Annotated in this window: 30 protein-coding genes; 17 read left to right on the top strand and 13 right to left on the bottom strand. The window is 68.5% G+C overall.

The genetic code is table 11. From position 1 onward, the window contains the following. Window positions 1–42: 42 nt before the first annotated feature. Window positions 43–600 (bottom strand): MarR family winged helix-turn-helix transcriptional regulator, encoded by a 558-nt coding sequence (locus ASF80_RS10255; RefSeq protein ID WP_056310445.1) that lies wholly within the window; start codon window positions 598–600, stop codon window positions 43–45. Beyond that, window positions 600–857 (bottom strand): hypothetical protein, encoded by a 258-nt coding sequence (locus ASF80_RS10250; RefSeq protein WP_056310443.1) that lies wholly within the window; start codon window positions 855–857, stop codon window positions 600–602. Before ASF80_RS10250 ends, ASF80_RS10255 begins: the two co-directional genes overlap by 1 nt. A gap of 121 nt (window positions 858–978) precedes the next feature. On the opposite strand from ASF80_RS10250, the gene ASF80_RS10245 reads away from it, so the two are divergent. The 6 genes from ASF80_RS10245 (at window position 979) to ASF80_RS10220 (ending at window position 4,344) form a co-directional block, all read left to right on the top strand. Further along, window positions 979–1,428, top strand: coding sequence for a MarR family winged helix-turn-helix transcriptional regulator (locus ASF80_RS10245; RefSeq protein WP_056310441.1), 450 nt, complete (start codon window positions 979–981; stop codon window positions 1,426–1,428). A 71-nt stretch (window positions 1,429–1,499) separates the two neighbouring features. After that, window positions 1,500–1,829, top strand: coding sequence for a hypothetical protein (locus tag ASF80_RS10240; RefSeq protein ID WP_056310438.1), 330 nt, complete (start codon window positions 1,500–1,502; stop codon window positions 1,827–1,829). Between the two features lie 3 nt (window positions 1,830–1,832). Then, window positions 1,833–2,123, top strand: a complete 291-nt coding sequence (locus ASF80_RS10235; protein ID WP_056310436.1) for a hypothetical protein — start codon at window positions 1,833–1,835, stop codon at window positions 2,121–2,123. An 84-nt stretch (window positions 2,124–2,207) separates the two neighbouring features. Next, window positions 2,208–3,431, top strand: a complete 1,224-nt coding sequence (locus tag ASF80_RS10230; RefSeq protein WP_056310434.1) for an MFS transporter — start codon at window positions 2,208–2,210, stop codon at window positions 3,429–3,431. Window positions 3,432–3,550: 119 nt separating this feature from the next. After that, window positions 3,551–4,030, top strand: coding sequence for an SRPBCC domain-containing protein (locus tag ASF80_RS10225; protein WP_056310432.1), 480 nt, complete (start codon window positions 3,551–3,553; stop codon window positions 4,028–4,030). Next, complete coding sequence (locus ASF80_RS10220) at window positions 4,027–4,344, top strand: ArsR/SmtB family transcription factor (RefSeq protein WP_235559935.1); 318 nt, start codon at window positions 4,027–4,029, stop codon at window positions 4,342–4,344. Before ASF80_RS10225 ends, ASF80_RS10220 begins: the two co-directional genes overlap by 4 nt. 126 nt (window positions 4,345–4,470) lie before the next feature. Here the strand turns inward: ASF80_RS10220 and ASF80_RS10215 are convergent, their stop codons facing one another. Next, the gene (locus ASF80_RS10215) at window positions 4,471–5,223 is read right to left on the bottom strand and encodes an SDR family NAD(P)-dependent oxidoreductase (RefSeq protein WP_056310430.1); all 753 of its coding nucleotides are present in this window, start codon (window positions 5,221–5,223) and stop codon (window positions 4,471–4,473) included. Window positions 5,224–5,475: 252 nt separating this feature from the next. Between ASF80_RS10215 and ASF80_RS10210 the strand changes: the two genes are divergently transcribed. After that, window positions 5,476–6,960, top strand: coding sequence for a hypothetical protein (locus ASF80_RS10210; protein WP_200934764.1), 1,485 nt, complete (start codon window positions 5,476–5,478; stop codon window positions 6,958–6,960). 45 nt (window positions 6,961–7,005) lie between these two features. Here the strand turns inward: ASF80_RS10210 and ASF80_RS10205 are convergent, their stop codons facing one another. From ASF80_RS10205 to ASF80_RS10190, 4 genes are read right to left on the bottom strand one after another with little or no spacing between them, the layout of a single operon-like run. Beyond that, window positions 7,006–8,055: an ABC transporter ATP-binding protein gene (locus ASF80_RS10205; RefSeq protein WP_056310428.1), complete on the bottom strand. Its 1,050-nt coding sequence runs from the start codon at window positions 8,053–8,055 to the stop codon at window positions 7,006–7,008. After that, window positions 8,052–8,948 (bottom strand): ABC transporter permease, encoded by an 897-nt coding sequence (locus ASF80_RS10200; RefSeq protein ID WP_082488264.1) that lies wholly within the window; start codon window positions 8,946–8,948, stop codon window positions 8,052–8,054. The genes ASF80_RS10205 and ASF80_RS10200 overlap by 4 nt, the downstream gene beginning before the upstream one ends. A gap of 4 nt (window positions 8,949–8,952) precedes the next feature. Continuing rightward, window positions 8,953–9,828, bottom strand: coding sequence for an ABC transporter permease (locus ASF80_RS10195; RefSeq protein WP_056310425.1), 876 nt, complete (start codon window positions 9,826–9,828; stop codon window positions 8,953–8,955). Continuing rightward, window positions 9,825–11,066 (bottom strand): ABC transporter substrate-binding protein, encoded by a 1,242-nt coding sequence (locus ASF80_RS10190; protein WP_056310423.1) that lies wholly within the window; start codon window positions 11,064–11,066, stop codon window positions 9,825–9,827. The genes ASF80_RS10195 and ASF80_RS10190 overlap by 4 nt, the downstream gene beginning before the upstream one ends. 69 nt (window positions 11,067–11,135) lie before the next feature. Between ASF80_RS10190 and ASF80_RS10185 the strand changes: the two genes are divergently transcribed. Both ASF80_RS10185 and ASF80_RS10180 read left to right on the top strand, forming a co-directional pair. Further along, complete coding sequence (locus tag ASF80_RS10185; RefSeq protein WP_082488263.1) at window positions 11,136–11,861, top strand: TVP38/TMEM64 family protein; 726 nt, start codon at window positions 11,136–11,138, stop codon at window positions 11,859–11,861. Continuing rightward, window positions 11,854–12,495 (top strand): CDP-alcohol phosphatidyltransferase family protein, encoded by a 642-nt coding sequence (locus tag ASF80_RS10180; RefSeq protein ID WP_056310419.1) that lies wholly within the window; start codon window positions 11,854–11,856, stop codon window positions 12,493–12,495. Before ASF80_RS10185 ends, ASF80_RS10180 begins: the two co-directional genes overlap by 8 nt. 16 nt (window positions 12,496–12,511) lie before the next feature. Here the strand turns inward: ASF80_RS10180 and ASF80_RS10175 are convergent, their stop codons facing one another. Further along, window positions 12,512–14,005 carry a dihydrolipoyl dehydrogenase family protein gene (locus ASF80_RS10175; protein WP_082488262.1) on the bottom strand — a complete coding sequence of 498 codons (1,494 nt, stop codon included), beginning with the start codon at window positions 14,003–14,005 and terminating at the stop codon, window positions 12,512–12,514. Between the two features lie 38 nt (window positions 14,006–14,043). On the opposite strand from ASF80_RS10175, the gene ASF80_RS10170 reads away from it, so the two are divergent. Further along, the gene (locus ASF80_RS10170; protein WP_056310417.1) at window positions 14,044–14,727 is read left to right on the top strand and encodes a class I SAM-dependent methyltransferase; all 684 of its coding nucleotides are present in this window, start codon (window positions 14,044–14,046) and stop codon (window positions 14,725–14,727) included. Between the two features lie 62 nt (window positions 14,728–14,789). Here the strand turns inward: ASF80_RS10170 and ASF80_RS10165 are convergent, their stop codons facing one another. Beyond that, window positions 14,790–15,836, bottom strand: coding sequence for an NAD(P)-dependent alcohol dehydrogenase (locus ASF80_RS10165; protein ID WP_056310415.1), 1,047 nt, complete (start codon window positions 15,834–15,836; stop codon window positions 14,790–14,792). Window positions 15,837–15,967: 131 nt separating this feature from the next. On the opposite strand from ASF80_RS10165, the gene ASF80_RS10160 reads away from it, so the two are divergent. From ASF80_RS10160 to ASF80_RS10150, 3 genes are all read left to right on the top strand, one after another. Next, window positions 15,968–16,462, top strand: a complete 495-nt coding sequence (locus tag ASF80_RS10160; protein WP_056310413.1) for a MarR family winged helix-turn-helix transcriptional regulator — start codon at window positions 15,968–15,970, stop codon at window positions 16,460–16,462. 109 nt (window positions 16,463–16,571) lie between these two features. Then, window positions 16,572–17,378, top strand: a complete 807-nt coding sequence (locus ASF80_RS10155) for an MBL fold metallo-hydrolase (protein WP_056310411.1) — start codon at window positions 16,572–16,574, stop codon at window positions 17,376–17,378. Beyond that, window positions 17,369–17,794, top strand: a complete 426-nt coding sequence (locus ASF80_RS10150; protein WP_056310409.1) for a nuclear transport factor 2 family protein — start codon at window positions 17,369–17,371, stop codon at window positions 17,792–17,794. The genes ASF80_RS10155 and ASF80_RS10150 overlap by 10 nt, the downstream gene beginning before the upstream one ends. Window positions 17,795–17,868: 74 nt before the next feature. On the opposite strand, the gene ASF80_RS10145 is transcribed toward ASF80_RS10150, so the two are convergent. After that, window positions 17,869–19,083, bottom strand: coding sequence for a trans-sulfuration enzyme family protein (locus ASF80_RS10145; protein WP_056310407.1), 1,215 nt, complete (start codon window positions 19,081–19,083; stop codon window positions 17,869–17,871). A gap of 113 nt (window positions 19,084–19,196) precedes the next feature. On the opposite strand from ASF80_RS10145, the gene ASF80_RS10140 reads away from it, so the two are divergent. Next, window positions 19,197–19,640 carry an Lrp/AsnC family transcriptional regulator gene (locus ASF80_RS10140; protein ID WP_056310405.1) on the top strand — a complete coding sequence of 148 codons (444 nt, stop codon included), beginning with the start codon at window positions 19,197–19,199 and terminating at the stop codon, window positions 19,638–19,640. Window positions 19,641–19,695: 55 nt separating this feature from the next. On the opposite strand, the gene ASF80_RS10135 is transcribed toward ASF80_RS10140, so the two are convergent. Together ASF80_RS10135 and ASF80_RS10130 are read right to left on the bottom strand one after the other, a co-directional pair. Next, window positions 19,696–21,105: an aldehyde dehydrogenase family protein gene (locus ASF80_RS10135; RefSeq protein ID WP_056310403.1), complete on the bottom strand. Its 1,410-nt coding sequence runs from the start codon at window positions 21,103–21,105 to the stop codon at window positions 19,696–19,698. Beyond that, on the bottom strand, window positions 21,105–22,157 hold the full coding sequence (locus ASF80_RS10130) for a homoserine dehydrogenase (protein WP_056310401.1): 1,053 nt from the start codon (window positions 22,155–22,157) through the stop codon (window positions 21,105–21,107). The genes ASF80_RS10135 and ASF80_RS10130 overlap by 1 nt, the downstream gene beginning before the upstream one ends. 290 nt (window positions 22,158–22,447) lie before the next feature. On the opposite strand from ASF80_RS10130, the gene ASF80_RS10125 reads away from it, so the two are divergent. Genes ASF80_RS10125 through ASF80_RS10115 form a run of 3 tightly spaced genes read left to right on the top strand, consistent with a single transcriptional unit; the run spans window position 22,448 to window position 25,863 of the window. Continuing rightward, window positions 22,448–23,926, top strand: a complete 1,479-nt coding sequence (locus tag ASF80_RS10125) for an amino acid permease (RefSeq protein ID WP_056310400.1) — start codon at window positions 22,448–22,450, stop codon at window positions 23,924–23,926. Further along, complete coding sequence (gene alr, locus ASF80_RS10120) at window positions 23,923–25,053, top strand: alanine racemase (protein ID WP_056310398.1); 1,131 nt, start codon at window positions 23,923–23,925, stop codon at window positions 25,051–25,053. The genes ASF80_RS10125 and alr overlap by 4 nt, the downstream gene beginning before the upstream one ends. A gap of 36 nt (window positions 25,054–25,089) precedes the next feature. Then, a complete protein-coding gene (locus tag ASF80_RS10115; protein WP_056310396.1) occupies window positions 25,090–25,863 on the top strand; it encodes an IclR family transcriptional regulator domain-containing protein in 774 nt (257 codons plus the stop codon). Here the strand turns inward: ASF80_RS10115 and ASF80_RS10110 are convergent. Next, window positions 25,846–26,637: an IclR family transcriptional regulator gene (locus tag ASF80_RS10110; RefSeq protein WP_056310394.1), complete on the bottom strand. Its 792-nt coding sequence runs from the start codon at window positions 26,635–26,637 to the stop codon at window positions 25,846–25,848. The genes ASF80_RS10115 and ASF80_RS10110 overlap by 18 nt on opposite strands. Window positions 26,638–26,640: the final 3 nt, after the last annotated feature.

Here is a 26,640-nt window from a genome sequence, read left to right as displayed (position 1 = left end):
ACCTGTCGGGTGGCCGGCCGATTCATGGCCGGCCCTCGGCGGTCACTCGCCGGAGGACTCCGACTCCTCGTGCGAGCGGATGACGTCGCGCAGCTCCTGATCGAGATCGGATGCCTCTTCGATCGCCGAGGTCATGCCGGCGAGGAAGTGCGTGACGATGCCGCGCTCTTTGTCGCTCATCTCGTCGACGAGCGTGAGCATCCGTCGGTGCATCGCCCCGAGGGTCTCGCGCACCTCGTCGTCGCTGCTGACGGTCGGCACGACGACGCCGGCACGTCGGTCGGTGGGGTGCGGCTCACGCTTCGCGTGACCGCCCTTCTCGAGCCGGTCGATCAGAGTGGTCGTCGATGCGGTCGAGATGTCGAGCATGCGGGCGATGTCGATCGGGCGCACGATGCGTCCGGCCCGCTGCTCGCGCAGCAGGAAGCGCAGGGCCACCAGATCGGTCTCATTCATACCCATCGACGCCCGGGTGCGTGCGCGCATCGCGGTCTCGGCCGCACGGTAGCGGCGCAGCATGTTCAGCACGTCGACCGTGCTGGCGGTGCTCGACTCGGGGTACCAGTAGCCGGATCGGCCGAAGTCCTCAGAGCGCTCCATCACGCCACCTCGCCATCGTCGCTCAGAACGTCGTGCTGCTCGCGCTCGGCGGTCTCGCGCGAGAGCATCTCGATCGCGCCCGACTCGACCTCGGCGGGAACGATCTGCAGGATGCCGCCGGTGATGGCATCGTGCTCGGCGGTGACGATCTGGTCGAGTCGCCACTCGGGAACGGACGGGAAGCGTTCCCGCAGGCGGTCGAGCATGTCGGAGTACATGATGTACCCCGCATCCCCGAGTGTGAATCGCTCGACCATGACTGTCCTTCCCGCAGGTATCCATCTTCGCATCCGAAGAGAGTCCCAGGTCGCATTGGATTTCACTAGCCAACCTGGTTACCTTTCCATCGAGTATCATGGGAGCGTCAGGGGGTGACACATGGCAACCAGAACCGAGCTGCAGACGACGGCCACCGAACTCGTCGCGCGAGTCGATGAGCTTCGTCGCGCCGAGGCGCAGCTGGGGCGTCGATTGGCCGCCATGCGTGCGCCGAACGACACCGATCGTGAAGCCATGCGGTTCATCACCGATGCCCCCTCAGACGCACCGGCGACGCCGGGCAGCCTCGCCGCACACCTGAATGTGAGCACGGCCGCGATCACGAGCCTGCTGCGTCGCCTGCAGGACCGTGGGCAGATCGTCATCGCCCCGCATCCGGCCGACGCCCGATCGAAGGTTCTGCGCCCGTCACTGCGCGATCTGCACTCGCCCGCCGACGAGCTCACCCAGCGCATCGAGTCTCTCGCGAGCGAGTTCACGCCGGAGCAGACCGAGGCAGTGACCCGCTTCCTGCGGCGGCTCACCGAAGAGATCAGCGACCTGCCCTGAGTCCCGACTGTCATTTAGCTAGGTAACCTAGTAATCTATCTATCAAGCGAAGTCTGGCTTGAGGAGAGATCATGGGTTACCTGACATACGGCAACACCGCAGCACCGATCGAGGTCGACGACGAGCTGTTGACGCATCTGCGCCTCGTGATCGTGACCAAGCTGCGGCGGAATGAGGCGTTCCCGCTCACGCTCCCCCTGGGTGACGGCGTGGCCGAGACGCTCTGGCTGCATGCATCCATCCCGCTGCGTTTCGCGATCGAGGATGAGGCGCCGATCGATCGCCCCCTGGTGGTCGCGATGATGAACGCCGCGAGCTCGTCCGGCGGTCTCGATGTCACGCGCGAGGAGTTCGCGCGGTCGGCCGGCGGTTCTCGCAGACTGCACGCGATGAGTGCGTGACGCATGTCGACTCGGATCAGGAATGCGGCCAAAGCCGTCACCGCCGCGCGCGTCCGCTCGGTATCCCGGCCTCGGGGCCTCTGGGTCGAGGTCGACCCCGGCTTCCATGTCGGCAATGACCGCCGCCAGTTCCTCGGCTCGATCACCGGAACGCCCCGCGAGGGCTTCCGCGCCTTCGGCCCGCAGTCTGACTTCGTCGGACTCTTCGACGACCTCGACGTGGCGAAGGCGGCCGTGGCTGCGGCGGCGTCGAGCACGGTGGTCGCTCCGGAGGCGGAGCCGCAGCTGAGCTGAGTCCGGCACAGTCGGGCCGCGTCTCTCCTGCTGAGGCTCGTCGCGATTTCCGGACGCCGCCGATCGGCGTGTACGGTCGTTGCTATGACTTCGATCGAATCGATTCGACGACCCGCGCCGGATCGGGCCTCCCGACGTGCGCGCATCGCCGTCTCGGCGCTGTTCCTGACGAACGGCGCGCTGTTCGCCAACATCCTTCCGCGCTACCCCGAGATCAAAGCCGCCCTCGGTCTCGACAACGTCGGATACGGCCTCGCGATCGCCGCCTTCCCTGCCGGAGCGATCGCCGCCGGACTTCTCGCCGCGGTGCTGATCCGTCGGTTCGGCTCCGCGCGCATCGCCGTGTTCGGCACGATCGCCACCGGGCTCGGTCTGCTCGCCGCCGCGGTCGCGCCCTCCGGCATCCTCTTCGCCGTCGCCCTGCTGCTCGGCGGTGCCTCCGATGCCATCACCGACGTCGCGCAGAACGCGCACGGTCTTCGCGTGCAGCGCCGCTACGGGCGCTCGATCATCAACTCGTTCCACGCCATCTGGTCGATCGGCGCGGTGCTCGGCGGTGGAATGGCCGCGGCGGCGATCGCGCTGCAGCTGCCGCTCGGCGTGCACCTCGGCATCTCGACCGCGGTGTTCGCGGCTGTGGCGTTCACCGCGCTCTGGTTCTGCCTGCCCGGACGCGACGAGGAGGCGGATGCCGAGGCCACCGCCGAACCCGTCGAGCTGCAGACCGCGGTGCGTCGCGGCGTGAGCCCGCGCACCGTGATGATGGTCATCGCCCTCACGCTCATCGCGATGGCGGGCGCGATCGCCGAGGACGCCGGAAACTCCTGGGCCACGCTGTACCTCAGCGAGTCGCTCGGCGCCGCAGCCGCGATCGCACCCCTCGGATTCATCGCCCTGGTCGGCGCGCAGTTCATCGGACGGATGCTGGGGGACGGCATGACCGACCGGTTCGGCCAGCGTGCGGTCGCCAGGGTCGGCGGTCTGATCGCCGCGGGCGGTATGACCCTCGCGCTCATCTTCCCGAGCGTCCCCGGAACGATCGCGGGCTTCGCCGCCGTCGGCTTCGGCATCGCGACGCTCATCCCCGCCGCCATGCACGCCGCCGACGAGCTGCCGGGCCTGAAGCCGGGCGTGGGTCTCACGATCGTGTCGTGGTTGCTGCGTCTGGGCTTCCTGCTCTCGCCGCCGTTCGTCGGATTCATCGCCGACACCGAGAGCCTGCGGGCCGGGTTGATCGTGGCGCCGGCCGCCGCTCTCGTCGCGGTGCTGCTCGCCGGGGTGCTCGAGAAGCGCAAGGTTCGGGACTAGAGGTTCGGGGAACCGGGAGGCCCCGGGAAATCTGCAACCCGGGGGTTGCGCTAGTGGTGACTAAGTGCAATCCTGTAGTTGCACTGATCCACACCGCGCAGCTAGACGAAGGAGTCATCATGGCCAGCAGGACAGAAGAAGCATCCGTCATCGACGCGGCGGGTTTCACCGTCCGACGGTCGATCCGCATCGCCGCACCGGCGGAGAAGGTCTGGCGGGCCGTCGCCGAGCCGGAGCACGTGTCTCGGTGGTTCGGCCGCACCGAGCTCGACGGCACAGGGGTGGGCGCGACCGGCACGATGACCTTCGGGCCGGATGACGTCATTCCCCTGCGGGTCGAGCAGATCGACGAGCCGCGACTGATCTCATACCGCTGGAGCAATGACGACGCGCTCGGTCATCGTCCGGCCGAGCTCGACGAAGAGACCTCCACGGTGTTCACCTTCACGCTCGAGCCCGTCGATGGCGGCACGCTGCTGACCGTCGTCGAGGCCGGGTTCGACCGCACGTCCGATGCCGCGGCGAACATGGAGGACCACCGCACCGGCTGGGACCTCGAGCTCGACAAGCTCGTGGCGCTGGTCGAGGCCGAGGCGTGACCGCCGCGACGCTGCTGCCGATGTTCGCGGCGCTCGCCGACGAGACGCGGTGGAGCATCCTGACCGCACTCGGTGAGGAGGATGCTTCGGCATCCGCCCTCGCCGGGCGGCTGCCGGTCACGCGCCAGGCGATCGCCAAGCATCTCGCCGTGCTGCAGGAAGTCGGACTCGTCGAACCCGTGCGGGTCGGCCGCGAGGTGCGCTTCCGCGCGATCGGCGCCGAACTCGAGGCGACGGCGAAGAAGCTCGACGCGATCGGCCGTGGATGGGACCGCCGCCTGGCGGCGATCAAGGAGATCGCGGAAGGCCTCTAGGCGTAGGTCGGTGCCGGATGCAGGGCCGAAACACGGATGCAGGGCGAGATCGGTGATCTGGCCCTGCATCCGTGCATTCGTCCTGCAGGTGTGCTGTGCGCGGCGGGCGCGCGCAGCGATCGAACCTCAGAGGGCGGTGTAGCCGCCGTCGACGAGGTGGTAGCTGCCGGTGATGAAGCTCGCGGCGTCACTCGCGAGGAAGGCGATGAGGTTCGCGACCTCGTCGGCCTGGCCGAGGCGTCCGATCGGGTGCTTGCTGATCAGGAAGTCCTTTGCCTCGTCGCCCATGGTGGCGAGCAGCGGGGTGTCGATGAAGCCGGGGCCGACGGAGTTCACGCGCACACCCTGGGCGGAGTACTCGAGGGCGGCCGACTTGGTCATGCCGACGACCGCATGCTTGGCGGCGACGTAGGCGGGGGAGCCGGCGAAGCCGACGCTTCCGAGGATCGACGCGATGTTGACGACCGAGCCGCCGCCGTTCGCGAGGATCGAGGGGATCTGCGCCTTCATGTTGCGGAAGACGGCGTTGAGGTTGATCGAGATGACCTTGTCCCAGGCCTCGTCGTCGTACTCGGCGGTGGGAGCGGATGCTCCGCCGATGCCGGCGTTGTTGACGCCGATGCGCAGCGGGGCGAGCGTGTTCGCGAGCTCGATCGAGCTGGCGATCCAGGCGGTGTCGGTCGCATCTCCGACGGATGCCTCGGCGGTGCCGCCGGCGGCGCGGATCTCGTCGACGACCGCGTTCGCGTGCTCCGCGTTCAGGTCGTTGACGACCACGGATGCGCCGTTCCGGGCGAGCAGCAGAGCGGTCGAGCGTCCGATTCCGCTGCCTGCTCCCGTCACGATCGCCGAGCGGTTCGAGACGTCGTACTGAGCCACGAGTGACTCCTCTTCCGGACGATCGCGGTGCCGGGAGATCTTCTCGGACGCTCCGTCCTAGGGTTCCAGCCTACGCCCGGAAGAGGGGGGATGGATGCGCCTGAATGGATCTCGTTGGGTCGATCGGAAGCTCTGGCCGCGCGCGTGCAGGGGTGCGACAATCGATGCAATCCGGGATGCCGTCGGCGTCGAACAACTCTCGGACATCGAGCCCGTCGACGATGCGGATGCTCACGGAGTCGAGAGGATGCCATGGGACTCGCCACGACACTCAAGCGGATCGAACTCGAGACGCGACCGATACATCCCGAGACGCGACGTGCGCTCGCCATCCGCTGGTCGGAGTTGCCCGAGCACGCGAAGACGCCGAATCAGCTGCTCGGTCGTTGTGCGGTGGGATGCGAGGGAACCCATGGTGTCTTCCCGAAGTGCAACCTCACGTGTTCGCCCTGCTACCACTCGGCTGACGCCAACAAGGTGCGCATCGACGGCGACCACACGGTCGACAACGTCGAGCGTCAGATGTCCTATCTGCGTCAGGTACGGGGGCCGCGAGCGCATGCGCAGTTGATCGGCGGTGAGGTCAGCCTGCTCTCGGCGGAGGATCATGCCCAGGCGCTTCTCGCCATGCGCGCGGTCGGCCGCGAGCCGATGTCGATGACCCATGGCGACTTCGAGTACGACTATCTGCTCGATGTGGTGCTCGACGAGGATCGCAAGCCGAGGTTCGACAAGGTGTCCTTCGCCGCACACTTCGACTCGCTGATGCGAGGTCGGAAGGGTGCGGTCCGCCCGCACAGTGAAGCCGAGCTCAATCCGTTCCGCGAGAAGTTCGCGCAGATGTTCATCGATCTCAAGCGCGATCACGGAGTCGACAGCTACCTCGCGCACAACATGACCGTGACACCGTCGAATGTCGACGAGGTCGAGCAGGTCACCCGCGACGTGCTCGACATGCCGTTCGACATGATGTCCTTCCAGCCTGCCGCGTTCATCGGCGACGACCGACGCTGGCGCGAGGACTTCGGCGAGGTGACCATCGACGCCGTGTGGGAGCGGATCGAGGCGGGCGCCGGTCACAAGCTGCCCTGGCAGGCGACCCAGTTCGGCGACCCGCGATGCAACCGCTCCACGGTCGGCGTGCGGGTCGGCGGCGGGTTCGCGGCGTTGCTCGACCCCGACGATCCGAAGGACATCGCTGCACGCGACCGATTCCTCGATCACTTCGGCGGAATGATCTTCGGCGGTATTCCGAAGCCGGTGCTCGTCGTGAAGGTGGTCCGTGCCGTCGCCGGCCATCCGGGTGACATCCCTCCTCTCATCGGCCTCGCCCGACGCGTGCTCCGCCGTGCGGGCGGACTGCGTCGCGTGCTGCGCGAGGCGCGTCGGGGCAAGGTGTCCTTCAAGACCTTCGTGGTGCACAACTTCATGGATGCCGAGCAGGTCGATCCGGCGTGGAAGCTCATGGAACAGGGCATCGTCGCCGACGATCCGCTGCTGAAGGAGACTCAGGAGCGCCTCGGCTCGTGCATGTACGCGATGGCGCATCCGGAGGACGGACGCCTGGTTCCCGCGTGCGTGCAGCACTCCGTGCTCGACCCGATCGAGAACGTCGAACTGCGGCGTCTACTGCCGATCCCCTCCGTCCGCGACGGTGCCGAACCCCAGGTCGTCTCCCGGCCCTCGGGTCTCACGGGCGTCAGGGAGACCGGCGCGGCCCGCTCCGCCACTCGCTGATCCGCGCGGTTCGTCGTGGCCGATCCCCTGCCTCGGGTGGCGGGATCAGTCGGCGACGATGTGCACGGCGGTCGTCGGCAGCATCAGACGGATCCGATCGCCGAGCTGACACCGCTGCGTCGGCGGCGCCTCCGCATGCAGCAGGGCGTCGCCGCAGCGGACGGCGATCTCGGAGCGCGCGCCGGTCACCCGGACAGACTCGACCACCCCGGCGATCGAACCGGTATCCGCGGGCCCGACGCCGCCGTCGAGCACCGCCACATCCTCCTGCCGGATCACGAGCGTCCCTGACCCTGTCGGTGTGTCGAGCGGCACCGGAACCGCTCCGAGCGCGCTGTGATGACTGCCGTCTCGCACCACGCCCGGAACCGCGTTGCGACCCCCCATGATCTGTGACGCCCGCACGTTCTGGGGGCGTCTGTACGCGTCGAGCACCGTGCCTTCGTGCAGGAGCACGCCGTGCTCGAGAAGGGCGATGCGATCCGAGGCCCGAGCGGCCTCGTCGCGGTCGTGGGTGACGAGCACGATCGTGGGCGAGACCGCCTGCCTCACGGAGTCGAGCAGATCGTGCATGTCGCTCCGGAGCGCGGGGTCGAGCGCGCTGAACGGCTCGTCGAGCAGGAGTACCGCCGGTTCGGCGGCAAGGGCCCTGGCGATCGCGACCCGCTGCTCCTGTCCGCCCGACAGCTCGCCGACCCGCCGATCCCCGAAGCCCTGCAGCTGCACCATCTCGAGGTACTCGCCGGCGCGAGAACGCGCGGCCCGGCGGTTCATCCCGGAGACCCGGTCGGAGAACGCGACATTGTCGAGGATCGTGAGGTGGGGGAACAGCAGTGAGCGCTGGAAGACCATGCCGACTCCGCGGTGTTCTGCCGCCACGCCCGCGACATCGGTTCCGTCGATGCGGACCTCTCCGGCATCCGGCTCCTCCAGCCCCGCGATGACCCGCAACAGGGTGCTCTTGCCCGAGCCGCTGGGGCCGAGAACAGCCGTGCAGGTTCCCGCTGCCACGGTGAGGGAGAACCCGCGCAGTGCCGGGGTGGGAGAGCCGGGGAATCTCTTGTCGAGTCCATCGAGGACGAGGTCGGCGCTCACGCGGATGCTCCTGAGATCGTGGGGCGGGAAGACGAGGCGGAAGAGGCGATGTCCGGGGGAGCGGATGACCGGCGGCGCCTTCCGGCGGTGGGTCGGCCGGATCCGCGCACGGCCAGTACGGAGATGAGCAGCAGCACCGGGGGGATGACCGCCCCGAGCGACATGACGGCGACGGCGGCATCGTTGCCGAGTCCGGCGGCGGCTCCTGCCACGATCAGTGGAAGGGTGACGAGTTCGCCTCCGCCGACGATGACGGTCACGATGTAGTCGCTCCATGCGACGAGGAACGCCAGGAACCCGGCCCTCGCGAGTGCGGGGGCGATCATGGGCAGGTGCACGCGGCGCAGTACCTGGGAGGGGGTGGCGCCGAGCAGTCGCGCCTCCTCTTCGTAGGAGAGGTCGTAGGCTCCGTACGCTGTGCGCATCACGAACGTCGTGTAGGGCAGTGCCAGGACCACGAGCACCAGGACCACTCCGAGGACGGGAGGGATGTACGCCCTCAACAGCAGGACGTTGACGCCGAGGACCGCAGCGAACGGCGGCAATGCGATGGGCGCGAGCAGCAGCGCCGAGACGGCGCGGGGGAAGGGAACGGCGCCGAAGGTCAGCGCTCGTGCGGCGAGGGCGCCGAGCGGTGTGGCGATCGCGGCGACGACCAGCCCGAGCAGCACGGAACGGGCGAATCCAGGAAGCAGGCCGAAGCCCAGCGCATCCTCGATGCCTTGGACTCCCCAGGCTGTGGGCAGGGGAGACGGGAAGGACCAGCCGTCGGCGAACGCCCAGAGCACGAGAGGCAGGAAGGGCAGGGCGAACCAGACGATCAGCAGTGCGGTGACGGCGAGACGGATGACGCGGCCGGGGCCGCGAGGGGTGTTGAGGGTGCTCGACGTCATCCGTTCACCGCCAGACGGCCGTGCGTCGGAGCGCAGCGAAGGTCAACGCCACGACAGCGAGCGAGATCGCGCAGGTGACGAGCGCCACCGCGGCCGCTTCGGGACGAGATGCCAGCGACACGCCCTGGAACAGCCGAACGGCCAGCACGGGCAGAGGCTCGGGATAGGTGCGGCCGAGCAGCCAGGTCACTTCGTACGATCCGAGCGCGTAGACGAAGCTGATCGCCGCGCAGATGACGATGGTCGGCGCGGTCAAGGGCAGCAGGACGTGACGGAAGCGACGCCACCGGCCCGCGCCGAGCAGCGCGGCAGTCTCGTCGTAGGTGGCGATGCGGGTCGCGAGGGTGCCGGTGACCACGAGCGCGACGAACGCCGACTCCTTCCAGGCGAACTCCGCGATGGCCGCACCCCACAGGGGGCCGCCGACCCACGGCGCCCACGCTTCGGGCGGGATGCCGAGCAGCCGCGGAAGCACTCCCGCGTCCGAGAGCAGGAGTCCGATGGTCGCGGCTCCGATGAGGTGGGGCACGGTCACGGTCGTCGCGCCGAGGGCGGCGAGCAGACGACTCCCTGCGCGTCCAGAGGCGATGACGACCGCGGCGCCGGTGCCGACGACGACCGCGATGACCGTCGACACCGCCGCGACGGCGACCGACACCGCGGTCGCGGCCGCGAGGTCGTCGGGGTGGGCGAGGAACGCGTCGACGCCGGGAGTCACGGGCCCGGCGACCGGCATGAGGCCGAGTGCCTGGAACACTGTCGCGCCGATCCCGCCGCCCACGACGAGCAGGGTCACGGCGGCCGCAGGGAGCACCAGCAACGCGCCGCTCAGGAGCTGACGAGCGCTCCCGCGGCGGCGCGCCACCGGCGCGAAGCTCATCGGCCGAGCACGCCGGTTCGCCAGCCCTCGTCCAGGGCGGGGACCCACTCTGCGGAGAGTTCGCCGTGCGCGTTCTCCGACAGCACCTCGTACCCGGGAACGACAGGCGATTCCGGGAGCGTATCGAACAGGGCGCGGTCGGCATCCGAGAGGCCGTCGATGTCGAGCACCGTGAACTGACCCCACACATCGGGTTGTGCCTTCGCCACCTGCTGCTCCACCGAGAGCGCGACGTTCGCGACGACCATCGCGCCTGCGATCGAGTCGGAGTTCGCGGGCAGTCCGAGGAAGCTCGCATTGCCCACGGTCCCGTCCTCGAGAGGCAGCACGGTGGTTCCCGGCGGGTAGGTGCCGTCGGCCACGAGAGCGGTGAGCGTCGCCGGCCCGTACGTCATCGTGATGTCGATCTGGCGGTCGGCGAAGAGCTGACCGAGCTCGGCTTCGTTCGCCGGGTAGGTGTCACCGCCACGCCACAGACTCGGGGCCAGGTCATCGAGCCGCTCGTAGAGGGCAGGGCTCAGCTCGTCGAACGCTTCCTGCGAGAACTCCGCAGGCACCTCGTCGGCACCGCCGGAGACGCTCGACAGCACCTCGCGCACGAACACCGAGCCGGTGAAGTCCGGTGGGGCCGGGTAGGTGAAGCGTCCGGGGTTGGCCTCGGCCCATTCGAGCACCCCCTCGAGGGTCGTCGGAGGGTCCGGGATCGCCTCGGCGTTGTAAGCGAGCGTGAACTGCGCCTTGTGCCACGGGGCCTCGCAGCCGTCGACGGGGGTGCCGAAGTCGGACTGCAGCAGGGGGTCGTCGGGGTCGGTGGCAGCCATCGACGGCAGCAGGTCTGTCCATCCGCACAGCCACGCATCTGCCTCTTTGCCGGTGCGGAAGTTGTCGCCGTTGACCCAGATGAGGTCGACCGTGCCGTCGGAGCGTCCGGCCTGGATCTCGGTGAACACCCTGTTCAGCGCATCGCCGGTGTCGGTCACGGGCACGCGCTCGAGCGTCACTCCGTATTCCGCCACGGCGGGGGCGAGGATGTCGTCGACATAGGCGTTGCCCTGATCGTCGCCGCCGTACATCCACAGCTGCACGGTCTGGCCCTCGGCATCCTCGAGCACCGCATCCCAGTCGTCGTAGGTCGTCGACGCGCTGCTCTCGGGGGCTGCGCACGCGGTGAGGGCGATCAGCGGCACGGCGAGCGCGAGAGCCGCGCTCCTCCGAGGCCATCGTGCGGTGCTGCTCATCGGGGTTCCTCGCTTCGGAATCGGTGTATCGGCATATCGCGCCGGGCTAGGGTATAGGAGTCGGGGAGGATGCCTGTGGATGCTGGTGATTCGCGTGTCAGCGTCGCCCCCTCGAAGCGATCGGCGATCGTCCGCCTGCTGCTTCTCCTTCTGTTCGTCGCCCTCGTCGGAACGGTTGGGTATTTCTTCGCCCCGACGGACCTCGAGGCGATACGCGCGTGGGCGGCGAGTCTCGGACCGGGCGGCGCGCTGCTGTTCGTCGTCGCATACGCCGCACTCACGCTGACCCCGGTGCCCAAGAACCTGCTGACCATCGCGGCAGGTCTCGTGTGGGGCTTCTGGCTCGCACTGGGGCTCGTCTACGTCGGAGCCCTGCTGGGCGCCGCGGCGTCATTCGTCATCGGTCGAGCACTCGGCAGGGAGGCCGTCGAGCGTCTCACGGGAGCCCGGGTGGCGCGCCTCGACGCCGCCCTGGCGCACCGCGGATTCCTCGCCGTGCTCGGAGCCCGGCTGGTGCCGATCATCCCGTTCACGCTCATCAACTACGGCGCCGGCCTGACGGCGGTGAGACGTCGCGACTACGCGCTGGGCACGGCCATCGGCATCCTGCCCGGGTCCGCAGCGTATGTGGCGCTCGGCGCGTTCGGGCTCGAACTCGGGCCGCCGTTCTGGATCGCCGTCGCCGTGCTGGGCGTGCTCATCCTCGGCGGCATCGTGACAGCGGCGGTCCTGCGCCGACGCAACGGCGAGCACCCGTCGTCGGCGCAGAAGACCGGCGGTGCCGATGATGCTTGACCGTTCTCTGCGGGCCGTGCTCGCCCGACCGCTCGAGGCGACAGCAACGGCCCTGGACCGACCGGGGATCACCCCCGATCGGCTGACGGTGCTCGGGCTCGCGCTGGGTGTCGCCTCGGCGGTCACGGCCGGGTTCCAGCTGTGGTGGGTCGCTCTCGTGCTGTGGCTCGTCTCGCGCATCGCCGACGGGCTCGACGGCACCCTCGCCAGACGCCGCCGACGGCAGGCGGAAGCGGAGGGGCGAGAGTCCGCGCCCTCCCACGCGGGGGGCTTCCTCGACATCACAGCCGACTTCGTCGTCTACGGCGCCACGGTCGTCGGCGTCGCCTTCGGCGCCACGTCGCAGTTCGGCGCCCCGTGGTGGCCGTTCCTCGTCGTGCTGCTCGTCTACTACGTGAACGGCACAGCTTTCCTCGCCTTCTCGTCGATCGCCGAGCGCACCGGTCGTACGATCGACGACGGGCGTTCGCTGTCGTTCCTGGGTCGGATCGCCGAGGGCACCGAGACCATCGCGGTGCACGCGCTGTGGCTCATCCTGCCGTTCTGGGCATGGCAGATCGCGTTGGTGTGGGCACTCTTCGTCGCCGTGAGCGCAGTGCAGCGCATCATCGTCGGCTATCGCAGCCTGCGCTGAGTCGGGTCGGGCAGGCTCAGGCGCGGCGGCGGCGGTGGCGACGGACGAGGAGGCGGATGCCGAATGCGACGGCCCCGCCGCGGAGGCCGCGCTGCGCCTCCTTCACGACGGCGTTCCACCCGGCGTCGGAGTAGCTCGGGTAGGCGTGCATCGTCGTGGCCAGCGTGCGCACGTTCATGCCGGTCTTCACCGCCACGGTGTACTCCGCGAGCGATTCGCCTGCCCGCGGCCCGACGATGACGGCGCCGGTGACCCGGCCTCGCCGATCGACCACGATGCTCGTGAAGCCGTCGGTGTGTCCGTCCGCGATCGCCCGATCGAGATGAGCGTGGGAATGCACGATCACCCGCATCCCCTGTGCGCGAGCAGCATCCGGCGTGATGCCCACCGCCCCGACCTCTGGCGAGGTGAACGTGATGCGCGGAACGACATCGACGTCGGCCTTGCGGGCGAGCCCGAGCACCGCGTTCGTCGCGGCGACGCTGCCGTACATGCCGGCCGTGTGCGTGAACCTCGGCAGCGGGGTGACGTCGCCGGCGGCACGGATGCGGGGGTTCGACGTGCGCAGGGTGGCGTCGACGTCGACGGCTCCGTGTGGGTCGAGCCGCACGGCCGCTGCCGACAAACCCAGACCCGCGGCCTCGACGCGACGCCCGAGTGCGGCGAGCGCTCGATCGAATGCGACCTGCGTGCCGTCGCTCAGCGTCGCGGTTCCCGACGGGGAGGGATCATCGTCGGAGCCGGGTGACTCGAAGGCGCTCACGGTCGTGCCGAGACGCACGTCGACGCCGTCGGCACGCAGCGCTGCGAGGACGACAGCGCTCGCCGCGGCATCCTCCTTCGGCAGCAGTCGATCGCCACGGTGCACCAGCGTGACCGCGCTGCCGAGCCGAGCCATCGCCTGCGCGAGCTCGCAGCCGATCGCGCCGCCGCCCTGCACGAGCAGACGCGGAGGCAGCTCGTCCAGCTCCCAGAACGTCTCGTTCGTGAGCACGTCTGTTGCGGCCTCGCCCTCGACCGACGTGCGCACCGGCGTGCTGCCCGCCGCGATCAGCGCGTCGCGGAAGGCGATGCGCTCGCCGTCGACCACGACCGAGCGGGGGCCGTCGAACCGCGCGCGTCCGGTGAGAGTGTGCACGCCGTCGCGGTTCAGCGTCTCGGGGGAGTCGACAGGCTCGATCTCGCGGATCGCGGAGTGCACGTGCCGCATGACCGCCGGGAAGTCGACATCGACCCCGGTCGCGGTCACGCCCACGGCTGCGCTGCGGCGCGCGGCGTGCGCGGCGGAGGCAGCGGCGATGAGAGCCTTCGACGGCACGCAGCCGGTGTGAAGGCACTCTCCGCCGAAGCGGTGAGCCTCGATCAGCAGCACGCTCGCACCGAGCGCGGCGGCAGTGCGCGACCCGACGAGTCCGGCGCTGCCCGCCCCGATGACGACCAGATCCCACGTGCGGGCGCCGGCTTCGCGGGCCGTGAGGGCACGCGCGGGTCTGCGAGAAGGAGTGCTCATGCCTGAAGCCTAGAGTGGACCCGGAGGCGGGAGGCCGGATGGCTGCACTGGTGCGGCGGTACAGCGCGGGTGCGCGCTGGTACGACGTGCTCTCGGGTGAGCGCCTGGTGTATCGGGCCGGGCGGCAGGCGGGGATCTCGCTGCTCGCGCTGGGATCCGGCGACGTCGTCATCGATCTCGGCTGCGGGACCGGCCTGAATTTCGCACCGCTGCTCGCGGCGACGGGCTCGTCGGGCATCGTGATCGGCATCGACCGCAGCCCCGGGATGCTCGCCATGGCCCAGCGGCGGATCGACCGGGAGGGCTGGGGAGACCGGGTTCGCCTGATCCGGACGGATGCCGCAGAGCTGCGACCGGAGACGGTGGCTCAGGCCGTCACCGACCTGCGCGGCTCCGGTGACGGACGCGCGGATGCTCTGCTCGCGACGTATTCGCTCAGCGTGATCGCCGAGCGTGAGGAGGCGTGGCGTCGTGCGCGAGCGTGCCTGCGCCCCGGCGCGCGTGCGTGCGTCGTCGACATGCAACCACCGCACGGCTTCTGGAGTGTGCTGTCACCGTTGGCGCGGCTCGCGTGCGCGACCGGGGGAGCCGACATCGCGGCGCGGCCATGGCGGATGCTCGAGCGAGATGCCGTCGCTCCCTCGTCTGTGCGCCGCGTCGAGCGCAAGGGCGGTCATCTCGTCGCGGTCGCTGCGACGCTCGCGAGCGGTTCGACGCTCTGACCTGGTCCCGGGTGCGACCGCAGCGCCGTGCGGTCATGGCGCGACCGCACGGCGCTCTCGGATCAGGGAACGATGACCGCGCGGCCGCGGATGCTGTTCGCGGCGAGGTCCTCGTACGCCTTCGGGCCGTCGTCGAGCGAGTAGGTCTCGGTCTGCACGTGGATCTTTCCCGCGCGAGCGAGATCCAGCACCTCGATCAGTTCCGAACGTGATCCCCAATACGGGATGCGCACGGCGGCGTCGTAGGCGATCGAACCGAAGCCGAGGGACATGCTTCCGCCGCCGATCCCGACGATCGTGACGTCGGAGTCGAGCGCCGCCACGCTCTGCGCCAGGGCCATCGTCGGGTTCGCTCCGACGAAGTCGAACACCGCGTTCGCGCCCAAGCCGCCGGTGATCTCACGGATCTTCTCGGCCGCGGACGCATCGCTGATCAGCACGTGATCTGCACCGACCTCGGTGGCGAGCTCGAGCTTCGTGTCGTTGACGTCGAGGGCGATCACCGTGGCGCCGGAGATCGCCTTCAGGATCTGGATGCCGACATGACCGAGTCCACCGGTGCCGATGACGACCGCGAAGGTGCCCGCGCCGAGCTTCGGGAGCGAGCGCTTGATCGCGTGATACGGGGTGAGGCCGGCGTCGGTGAGCGAGACGTTCTGCACGGGGTCGAGGTCGCCGAGCGGCACGAGATGGCGGGCGTCATCGACGATCATGTACTCGGCCATCGAGCCCTGGCTGCCGAGACCGGGAGGGCGGATGCCCTCGGCGGCGGCGTTGGTGCAGTAGTTCTCCATGCCCTGCGAGCAGTTGTGGCAGCGTCCGCAGCCCCACGGTCCATAGACCGCGACGGCATCCCCGACCTTGAGCGTGGAATCGACGCCCTCACCGATCTCGTGGACGATCCCGGCGCCTTCGTGGCCGAGCGTCAGCGGCAGCGGGTAGCTCTGCTCGAGATAGTCCTTCTCGGGGAGGCCCATGACGTAGTCGTCGGAGTGGCATACACCGCCGGCGGTGATCTTGAGCAGGACCTGCCCCGGTCCCGGCGTGGGGATAGGGATGTCGACGACGACGGGCGGCTTGCCGATCTCGACGTAGCGGAGAGCTTTCATGGTGTCTTCCTTCCAGCAGATCGAGTGGTCTGCCGCGCGGTGCGGAAGGCGGGAACGCTCGACCCTGCCACTTCAATTATCGAATGTCGAAAACCTCCTGGACGCCCAGTGTCGGTGCCTAAGGTGGGGGAATGGCAGAAGATGCGGAGTTTCTGACGGCGCAAGATGCAGCGAACGACCCGCGGATCCTTCTCTTCGGTCGGCTGCTCGGGGCGGCGAATCGTCTGGACTTCATCTTGGGTCGTTCCTTGCAAGATGATTTCGGCGTGAGCCATTCGGTCTTCGAGCTTCTGCTTCTGGTCGGTCGCGCAGGCGAGCAGGGTTTGCCGGTGCGAGATATCGCTCAGGCGCGAGTGCTCACGTCGGGCGGTGCCACTCGGCTCGTTCAGCGGGCGGTCGCTGATGCTCTCGTGGAACGTCGAGCATCGAGCACCGACAAGCGCGTGCAGCGCATCGTCCTCACGGCACGCGGCGAAGAAGTCGTGACCGCCGCCAGCGCGGCTCACGCGCACAACATCGAGCAGTACCTCATCGACGTGCTTCCTCCAGGGAGTGCCGAGTCTTTCGCTGAAGCGCTTCGTCTCGTCAGTCGGAACGCGGCCCAGGCGCTTCCAGTGATGCCGTAGTCGAGTTCCCGCGATCGGGAATAGCTGACTAGTCAGCTTTTGTTGTCACCTGTGGAGCGCGCCGCGCTCCGGCTCGGGCGATCCGAGTATCGAATGGAAAGGTGCCGTCATGTCGCTCAACTTCGAGGTCTTCGATCTTGATTTCCCCGTCGGGTCCAAGAATAAATCCGCTGTTCTGATCACCGGTCCGACGGAGGCCGTGCTCATCGATGCGGGTTTCACGCGCGCGGATGGTCATCGCCTCGTCGCAGCTGTTCTCGACTCGGGCAAGACGCTGACCGCAGTCTTCGTGAGCCACGCCGACCCCGACTTCTACTTCGGTCTGGAGGTCGTCGCTGATGCCTTCCCGAACGCTGCGATCGTGGCGACGCCGATCGTGATCGAGCACATCCGCTCGTCATTCGAAGGAAAGCTCGCGGCGTGGGGCGGTCTCGGTGTGAACCTTCCCACTCGTCTGCCCGAGATCTCTCCCCTCCACACTGACGCGATCGTCGTCGACGGTGAGCGTTTCGAGCTCAGGGGGCAGTCGCAGGAGCTGCCTGATCGCGCCTACCTCTGGAACAGCACTCACCGCGCCATCGTGGGCGGTGTGCTGCTCTTCCAGAACGAGCACGTCTGGACGGCCGACACGGCCACCGCAGAGAAGCGTGCCGCGTGGATCGCCCTCCTTGATGAGATGGCAGCCCTCGACGCCGCGCTCGTCGTCGCGGGTCACCGGCTGCCCGGTGCGGCCAACGATGCCAGTGCGATCGACTACACCAAGGCCTACCTGCTCGAGTTCGAGAGCATCCTCGAGCGGTCGGCCGATGGTGCCGAGACCACGGCAGCACTCATCGACGCATTCCCGGACTCGGGCATGTTGATCGCGGCCCAGCTGGGCCCGAAGGTTGCAAAGGGAGAGATGACATGGGGCTGAACGAACTCACCGCGGACACCGAGGTGTCCGACGCTCCGCGCGACGTCGTGCGACGGCAGTACCTCGCGTCGGCTGCCGGCGACCTCGCCGCACTCCGCGCGACCCTCGCGCCGGATGTGGAATGGACGGAGATGGCAGGATTCCCGCTTGCCGGCACGTACCGCACGCCTGAAGGCGTCACATCTGGAGTCATGGAAGTGCTGGGCCGTGACTGGGACGGATGGATCGCCCACGACGACTCCTACGTCGTCGACGGGGAGAACGTCGTCGTGCTCGCCCGGTACACCGCCGTCAACCGCGCCACGGGTAAGGAACTCAAAGCACGCGTCGCGCATCACTTCGTCGTCCGGGGTGGGTTGATCGTGCGGTTCGAGCAGTTCGTCGACACCGCTCTGGTTGCGGACGCGGCTCGGTGAGCATGATGTCGTTCTGAGTAAGCGGCGGACCGGCACCTCTCATCGAGGTGTCTCACGTTCGGACGCGACCCTCTCTATCGCGAATCGCGTCCGAACGTCAGATCCAGAGCTTCGGAGAGGTCGGCGGCCAGGTCGTCGGCATCCTCGAGGCCCACAGAGAGACGCAGGTGTCCGAACTCTCGGAACGGCGCCGGGTACGTGGCGACACGGCCGCCCTCGGTGCCCGTGTGCACGATGAGCGAGTCGTCGTGACCGAGTGAGAACCCTGAGGTGATCAGTCGAAGGTTCGCGACGAACCGGTTCTGCACGTCGGGGGAGCCCGTCACGGCGAACGACATCATTCCACCGAAGCCGCGCCCGCCGAACTGCCGCACGGCGAGAGCGTGATCCGGATGCGATTCGAGGCCGGGATAGTAGATGTACTCCACCCGGGGGTCGGCCTCGAGCATCTGCGCGATCTGCAGCGCCGACGAGAAGTGCTGGCGCAGGCGCAGGGGCAGGGTGACGGTGCCGCGCTGGATCTGCCAGGCGTTGAAGGGCGAGATGATGCCGCCGACGTCGACCATGGCATCGGCCTTGATCGCCTGGATGAGATCGCGCCGCCCCGAGACCGAGCCGCCCATGGCGTCGCCGTGCCCGTTGAGGTACTTGGTGAGGGAGTGCACCACCAGGTCGGCGCCGTCGTGGATCGGTCGGTAGAACGGCGGCGGAGAGAAGGTCGAGTCGACCATGAGGATGGCGCCTGTGGCGTGGGCGATCGCGGCGACCGCGCTCACGTCGGCGACCTTGGTGGTCGGGTTCGCGATGGCCTCGATGCACACGAGGCGCGTCTCGGGGCGCATGGCCGCCCGCACCGCGTCGAGGTCGCTGATATCGACGAAGGTCGCCTCGAGGCCGTAGCGCTGGGGCAGCAGCTCGGTCCACAGCCGCCAGGTGGCCTCGTAGACCACATCGCTCACGACCACATGATCACCGGCGCGCACATGGGTGAAGAACACCGCGTGCAGGGCCGCGACTCCGGAGGCGAGTGCGACCGCCTCTTCGGCGCCGTCGAGGGCGGCGAGCTTCTGCTCGAGTGCCGCCTGGTTGACCCCGGTGTTGCGGGTGTACAGCCCGGGTGCGGTGGCCGACCAGCTGATCTCGCTCGGGTCGTCGGGCAGCTGGTACGAGTTCGCCATCACGAGAGGCGTGCGCAGCGCCAACGTCGAGTCGAGTTGATTGCCTGCATGCACGGCCAGGCTGAGGTCGGACAGCGTGTGCAGATCCTTGCGGTCGGGTCGAGCGCCCATCGTGACTCCTTCGTTCCGCACCGTCTTCCAGTGCCATCTTTCACTCTAAGGTGCATAATAGACACACGCAATTGCTAATCGTGCATGAGCTTGCACTGTCTCAGGAGGTCTCGATGGAGCGGCTTCATCTCGATCAGATCGATCGTCAGATACTTGCGGCGCTCACCGAGGATGCCCGCATCCCGCTGGTCACCCTTGCAGCCCAGGTGCATCTGTCGCGCAACGCCGTCAAGCAGCGCATCGAGCGGATGGAGCGTCAGGGCGTCATCGGCGGCTACAGCGTCGTTCCCGGACGTGCCGGCGGCTCGCCCGTCTCGGCCATCGTGCTGGTCTACCGCAGCGATCGGATGCGCGGGGGTGGCGTCGCCTCGGAGATCGCCCAGATTCCCGAAGTGCGTCGGTGCGATGTGCTCTCGGGCGACTTCGACCTGCTGGTGACGCTGGAAGCGGAGTCGATGGATCGCATCGGCGAGATCTGGGAGCTGCTCGCAGCGCTCCCGGGAGTCGCGAACACCGTCACAGCGGTGTCGCTGACCCGGGTGGTCGACCGGGCGTGACCTCGCAGAGGGGCAGGGCATCCCCCGCGGACCCCTCCCCCTCCGCGAGGAGATCTCAGGTGGTGATGCAGGTGACCTTCGGCTGGGTCATCTCCTCGTACGCGAAGCGCACGCCTTCGCGCCCCATGCTCCCGTACTTCGATCCGCCGAACGGCATGCTGTCGATGCGGTAGTCGGAGGAGTCGTTGATCATCACGCCCCCGGCATCGAGTGCTTCGGCGACGCGCAGCGCGCGGGTGATGTCGGAGGTGAACGCCGCGGCGTGCAGGGCGTAGTCGATGCTGTTGGCCTCGGCCACGGCCTCGTCTTCGGTGTCGAACGCAGCCAAGACGACGATGGGCGCGAACGCCTCCTCGCTCCAGGCCTCGCAACGGGGCGAGACGTTCTCGAGAGCGGTCGGCCAGTACACCGAGCCCTCCCGCCGGTGACCGGCGAGCACGCGAGCCCCCGACCGCACGGCGTCGTCGACCACGCGCTCGGCATGCGTCGCCGCAGCGACCGAGATCATCGGACCGACATCGGTCGCCTGGTTCACCGGGTCTCCTGCGCGCAGCGTCGAGGTGCGCGCCGCGAATCGGTCGCGGAACTCGGCGTACACGGAGCGCTCGATGAGGATGCGCTGCGCGCCGACGCAGTTCTGCCCCGCAGCCCAGAATGCGCCGGACACGCAGGCCTCGACGGCGGCCGGGATGTCGGCATCCGCGAACACCAGCACGGGGGCGTTGCCGCCCAATTCCATCGCCAGCCTCTTGAGACCCGCGGTGCGGGCGATCGCCTCACCCGTGGTGAATCCTCCGGTGAACGACACCATGCGGATGTCGCGCACGGCGACGAGCGCCTGCGCCACGTGCCGGTCGCCGTGGACGACCGTGATGATCTCGTCGGGGAGTCCTGCCTCCAGCAGCACGTCGACGAGGAACCGCGCGGTCAGCGGGGTGAACTGCGACGGCTTGAGGATCACGGCGTTGCCACCGGCGATCGCCGGGCCGATCTTATGGGCGACGAGGTTGAGGGCGTCGTTGTAGGGCGTGATCGCGAGGATCACCCCGAGCGGCTCTCGTGTGTACCAGCCGCGGCGATTCGCGGAGCCCTCGTAGGCGTCGAAGGGAATGACCTCGCCGTCGAAGGCGCGAGCGGTCTCGGCCGAGAGCGAGATCGTGGTCACGGCTCGCTGCACTTCTTTGCGCGCCTGAGTGATCGTCTTCCCTGCTTCGCGGACGATGAGGGTCGCTGCCTCTTCGGCGCGGCCCTCGAGGATCCGCGCTGCGCTATCCAGGATCCGGTGCCTCGCAAATCTCGACAGGTCGCCCGAGAGAGTGGCGCCGAGCCGCGCGCGCGACATGATCTCGTCGACATCGTCGACCGAGTGCTGGGCGAGGCGGGCGATCACCTCCCCGTTGTACGGGTCGAGCACCTCGAGAAGCGACGCCTGCGTCACAGGAGCCTCCATGGCGGGCGCGCTCATCACGCCGCTCCGACGAGTGACGCCTGCTGCGCATCGATCGCGATGATGTCGGACAGCAGCGCGTAGGCCGTCTCGAGGCGTCCGGCGCCGGGGCCGGACATCGTGACGGTGCCGAGCAGGTCGGTCGTGAACGCGATCGCGTTGGTCGCTCCGGAGATGCCTGCGAGAGGGTGGTCGGCGGCCAGCGAGAGGGGCTGGACGGATGCCGTCACGGCGCCTGACTCGTCGCGGGTGATCGTGCCGAGGAGCTTCCAGTGCTCGCCCGCCGCCGCTGCCGCGATCACATCGCTCGCGGTGATCCCGCTGATGCCGACGCGAGAGACGTCGGCCGTGGTGATCTCGGCGCCGAGCAGCTCATTGGCGAGGATCACGACCTTCAGCTGCACGTCGGATCCTTCGATGTCGGCGGTGGGGTCGGCCTCGGCGTAACCCAATGCCTGAGCCTCGGCCACGGCATCGCCGAGCGACTTGCCCGACTCCATCTGGCCGAGCACGAAGTTGCTCGTGCCGTTGAGGATTCCCTGGATGCGGCTGATGCGGAGTCCCTTGAGCGTCTGCTGTGCCAGTCGCAGCACGGGAGTGCCGCTCATCACAGAACCCTCGTATTCGAAGCGGGCGCCGTTCTGCTCTGCGAGCCGGTTGAGTTCGGCGCTCGCGAGTGCGACGGGCCCCTTGTTCGTGGTCGTGACGCTCTTGCCGCTCTCGAGGGCGGCGCGGACGTGCGAGATCGCAGGTTCGCCGTCGATCGGGTTCGTGTAGGTCGCCTCGACGATGATGCCCGCCGTCGTGGTGCGGATGACGTGGTCGTTGCGAGGATCGACGTCTCCACCCGGCATCCCGGCGAAGGAGTCCTCGCCGGTCATCGCGAGCACGGCTCCGAGGTCGATGCCGTCCTCCTGCATGAGGGAGCCGAACCGCAGATCCGTGATCGCCACGACTCTCAGGGTGAAGCCGAGATCGTCGGCGAGGTCGGAGCCTCGGTCGTGGATGATCTCGGCGAGGGCGCGGTTGACGCCTCCGAAGCCGATGAGGGCGAGGTCGTGGTGAGTCACCGGGGTTCTCCTTCTCTACGTGGACTGTCGCCGGCGTCGCCGCGCTGACATGTGTCCATCCTCAGCGCGCGTGGTGTCTGTGCGCGCCTGTCAGAACGGCAGCGGGAGTGGGCGGAATGGCAGCTTCTCGCCCGGAATGTCGGTGGTGGCGGATGCGGGGGCCAATCCGCAGGAGTGCTCTTGCGCACCGGATATCTCAGGAGATAGTGTCCCCGCAGATCACCAAAGAAAATGCGTCATTGGCACATAGATGTGAATATGATGCACATACAACCCGATTGAGAGTTCCGATGACGCCTCTTCCCGGCGAGAAGCCCCTCCCCAACGTCCTGCCGAGTACGACGGCCACCCAGGTGCCGCTGCGTCGGCTGCAGCGCACCATGGATGCCCGTCACCTGATCATGATCGCGCTCGGCGGGGTGATCGGCTCGGGGCTGTTCCTCAGCTCCGGCTACACGATCTCGCAGGCCGGACCCCTCGGCGCGATCATCGCGTATCTGATCGGCGCTTTCGTCGTCTACCTCGTCATGGCATGCCTGGGCGAACTCGCGGTCGCGTACCCGGTCTCGGGTGCCTTCCACATCTACGCGTCGCGGTCGATCGGCCCGGCGACCGGCTTCACCACGGCCTGGCTGTACTGGCTCTGCTGGGTGGTGGCGCTCGGATCCGAGTTCACGGCATCCGGCATCCTCATGCAGCGTTGGTTCCCCGGGGTTCCGGTGTGGCTGTGGTGCCTGATCTTCGCCGCGGTGCTGTTCCTGCTCAACGCGATCTCGGCTCGCGTGTTCGGCGAGGCGGAGTTCTGGTTCTCGCTCGTCAAGGTCATCGCGATCGTCGGCCTGATCGTGCTCGGCGGCGCGGCGATCTTCGGATTCACACCGCTGTCTCCAGAGCATCCGCCGGCACTGCTCTTCAGCAACTTCGAGACTCCCGGCGGCCTCTTCCCGAACGGATTCAGCGGTGTGATCGTCACCGCCCTCGCCGTCTTCTACGCGTTCAGCGGCTCGGAGCTGATCGGTGTCGCCGCCGGCGAGACGAAGGACCCCGCCAAGAACATCCCCCGTGCCCTGCGCTCGACGGTGCTGCGCCTCGTGGTGCTCTTCGTCGGGGCGATCGCCGTCATCGCCGCGATCCTGCCGTACGACCAGGCCAGCGTCACCAGCAGCCCGTTCGTCGACGTCTTCCAGTACGTCGGCGTCCCCTACGCCGCCGACATCATGAACTTCGTGATCATCACGGCGCTTCTCTCGGCCGGCAACAGCGGACTCTTCTCCTGCGCGCGGATGCTGTTCTCGCTCGCCGAGGAGGGTCACGCCCCGAAGGCGTTCACCCGCCTCACCCGGCGGGGTGTGCCGCTCATCGCGCTCAGCGTCAGCATCCTCATCGGTCTCGTCTCGCTGCTGACGAGCGTGATCGCGGCCGGAACGGTCTACCTGGTGCTCGTGTCGATCGCCGGATTCGCGGTCGTCGCGGTGTGGATGTCGATCGTCGCCTCGCAGTTCTTCCATCGCCGCGCCTTCGTGCGCGAAGGAGGACGCGTGCAGGATCTGGCCTACCGCACGCCGCTCTACCCCGCGCTGCCGATCGTCGCATTCTCTCTGCTGCTCATCTCGATCATCGCGATCGCGTTCGACCCGAACCAGGTGGCCGCGCTCTACTTCGGCATCCCCTTCGTCGGTGCCTGCTACCTGTACTTCTGGTGGCGTCACGGTCGCCAGGGCGTACGTGATGTCGTGCAGGATCACGAGGCCGAGTCCGTCGAGGCATGACGGCTCCGTCGTCCGCGGCGGGGTGGGTGGAGATCGACCGGAACGCGATCACGCACAACATCCGCACGATCCGCGCAGAGCTCGGCGAGGAGGTCGGGTTCTGCGCGGTCGTGAAGGCCGACGCCTACGGGCACGGGATCGACATCGTCGCACCGCTGCTCGTCGCCGAGGGGATCGCGATCGTCGGGGTGGCCTCGAACGACGACGCCGCCGCCGTTCGTGCGGCGGGGTTCGTCGGGCGACTGATGCGCGTGCGCCCCGCCGGGCGGGAGGAGATCGACGACGGCATCCGCTTCGGCCTGGAGGAATGGGTCGGCGGAGTCGAGCACGCGGGAATCGTGGGAGTGACCGCGGCGGCGCGGGGGGTCAGGATTCGCGTGCATCTCTCGCTCAACTCGACCGGGCTCGGTCGCGACGGCATCGACCTCGGTGAAGCCGGGGGCCTGGATGCCGTGACCGCCGTTCTCGCAGACCCGCACCTGGAGGTCGTCGGCCTGTGCTCCCACTTCCCCTGCGAAGACGCTGCCGATGTGGCCGAGGGCGCATCGCGCTTCGACGAGGAGACTCGTGTGCTGCTCGCCGGAACGCATGCGTGTGATCGGATCGCGCGGCATTGCGCGACCACGTTCGCGGCACTCACGGTGCCCGAGTCTCGGTTCGACCTCGTGCGCATCGGCGCGGGGCTGTATGGCGACTCCGACACGGTCGGCGGCGCGCTGCGTCCTGCCATGCGGGTCGTGTCGAGGATCGCGGCGATCAATGCCTATCCGCGTGGCAGCACTGTGGGATACGAGCGCTGGCACCGTCTCGACCACGATGCGCGTCTGGCCGTGATCCCTCTGGGATATGCCGACGGAATCCATCGCAGCCTCAGCGGCACCGGCGAGGTGCTCGTGCGGGGGAGACGTGCACCGATCGTCGATCGGATCGCCATGAACAGCTTCCTCGTCGATGTCTCGAGCATCCCGCGTGCAGCGCCGGGAGACGAGGCGGTGCTGTTCGGCCGGCAAGGCGACGAGGTGATCGCCCCGGCCGATGTCGAGCGGTCGCACGGTCACATCGCTGCCGATCTCTACGTCGCCTGGGGGCGGCTCCTGCCGCGTCGTCCGGTCGCGGCCGCCGGATAGGATTGCCGTGATCTCGACCCGCACGAAGGAGCAACGATGGCAGCCTCATCCTCGCTCGTGCAGGGTCTCAAGCTTCTCGATGCCTCGGTCTCCCAGGAGCGCCGCGCTCGTCCCGGACTCAATGCCTCCCGTCTGGCGGAGGCCACCGAGATCGAGCGCAGCCGGGTGTCGCGGCTCACGCAGGAGCTGCGCGCACGGGAGCTCCTCAGTCGCGACGACGACGCGCTGTTCTCGGCGGGGCCGGAGTTCTTCCGCACCGCTGCCGTTCTCAACGCACCCTGGTTGCGGGCCTCGCGAGCCGCGCTGCGGGCGCTCGCCTCGCAGCGAGGTGTCAACGCCCTGATCACGATCGCCGATGGCGCGCGCGGTGTATTGCTGCGCTGCGAGAGGTCCGCCGATGGGTTCGATCGCTCGATCCGTGAGGGGCTCGTCACACCGATCTGGTGCACCGGTGCGGGCCGGGCGTTGCTCTGGGATCACACGCTCGAGCAGCTCGAGGCGCTGCTCGAGGACGTGCAGTTCGTCGGGGTCGGTGGACCGACAGCCGCTCGTTCGACGCGCGATGTGTGGGCGCTGCTCGAACGGGACCGCGAAGATTCGCTCGTCGCCGCGGCGGAGGAATACGACGAGGGCATCGACGAGTTCGCCCTCCCCATCCGCAGCAGGGGTGAGGTCATCGCCTCCCTGGCTGTGCGTGGCAGGCACCGCCCCCAGGGGATCACCCGCGACACGCGGGCCCTGCTCACGCACTTCGCCGGCGAGCTCAGCGCCGCAGCCGGCGCCGATCAGCCCTCACGCGAGAACGGCTGACTGGGCGCCGAGTTCTCGGGAGAGCTCGGCGGCAGCCCGGGCACATGCTTCGCCGCACGTCGCCGTGCGCTCCGCCATCACGTCGCGCGTCCCGATCACCTGGACCGCGGCGACGACCTCGCCGCGGTGGTCCCACACGGGAGCGGCGACCGAGTAGAGACCTGGCTCAGCCTCCTGGTCGACGATCGCGAACCCTCGGCGCCGATCGTCGTCGAGCCGTGAGAGGAAGTCGTCGACCGAAGCGGGGGTGTTCGGCCCCTGAGGCGAGAAATCGGTGGCGCGGAACACCGCGCGGATCTCATCGGCGGAGGCGTCCCACAGCGTGGCACGGCCGGCGTCGCTGCAATAGGCAGGGTAGGCGCGTCCGATCCACGACCCGATCATGCGCGAGTCGGCGGGAAGGCTCTCGAGCATGGTGAGCGTCGTGTCTCCCTGCAGCACGCTGAGGAAGGCGGCTTCGCCGAGGCGCGACGACAGGTCTTCGAGCACCACCAGGCCGTGCGTGCGCAGGCGCTGTGCGCTCAGCTCCTGGGCGGCGGCGTACCATCCCCACGCGAGGGTGAATGAACGGTCCGCCGCTCTGGTGACGAGGCCCGAGCGCTCCAGGCTCGCCAGCGTGCGCGACACCTGTGAGCGCTCACGACCGAGGGAATCCGCGATCACGCTGACCGTGGCCGGTCGGAGGTCGCGGGTGAGCGTCGCCACGGAGGAGAGCACATCGAGTCCTCGGCCCATGCTGCTCGACGAGGGAGGTCTCGGCGTGGCTGGTGGCATGGA

Origin of the sequence: Microbacterium sp. Leaf159, assembly GCF_001423615.1 — a bacterium.
Taxonomy (GTDB): Bacteria; Actinomycetota; Actinomycetes; order Actinomycetales; family Microbacteriaceae; genus Microbacterium.
Note: the sequence above shows the minus strand (reverse complement) of the source record. Positions and strands in the feature narration are given on the sequence as shown.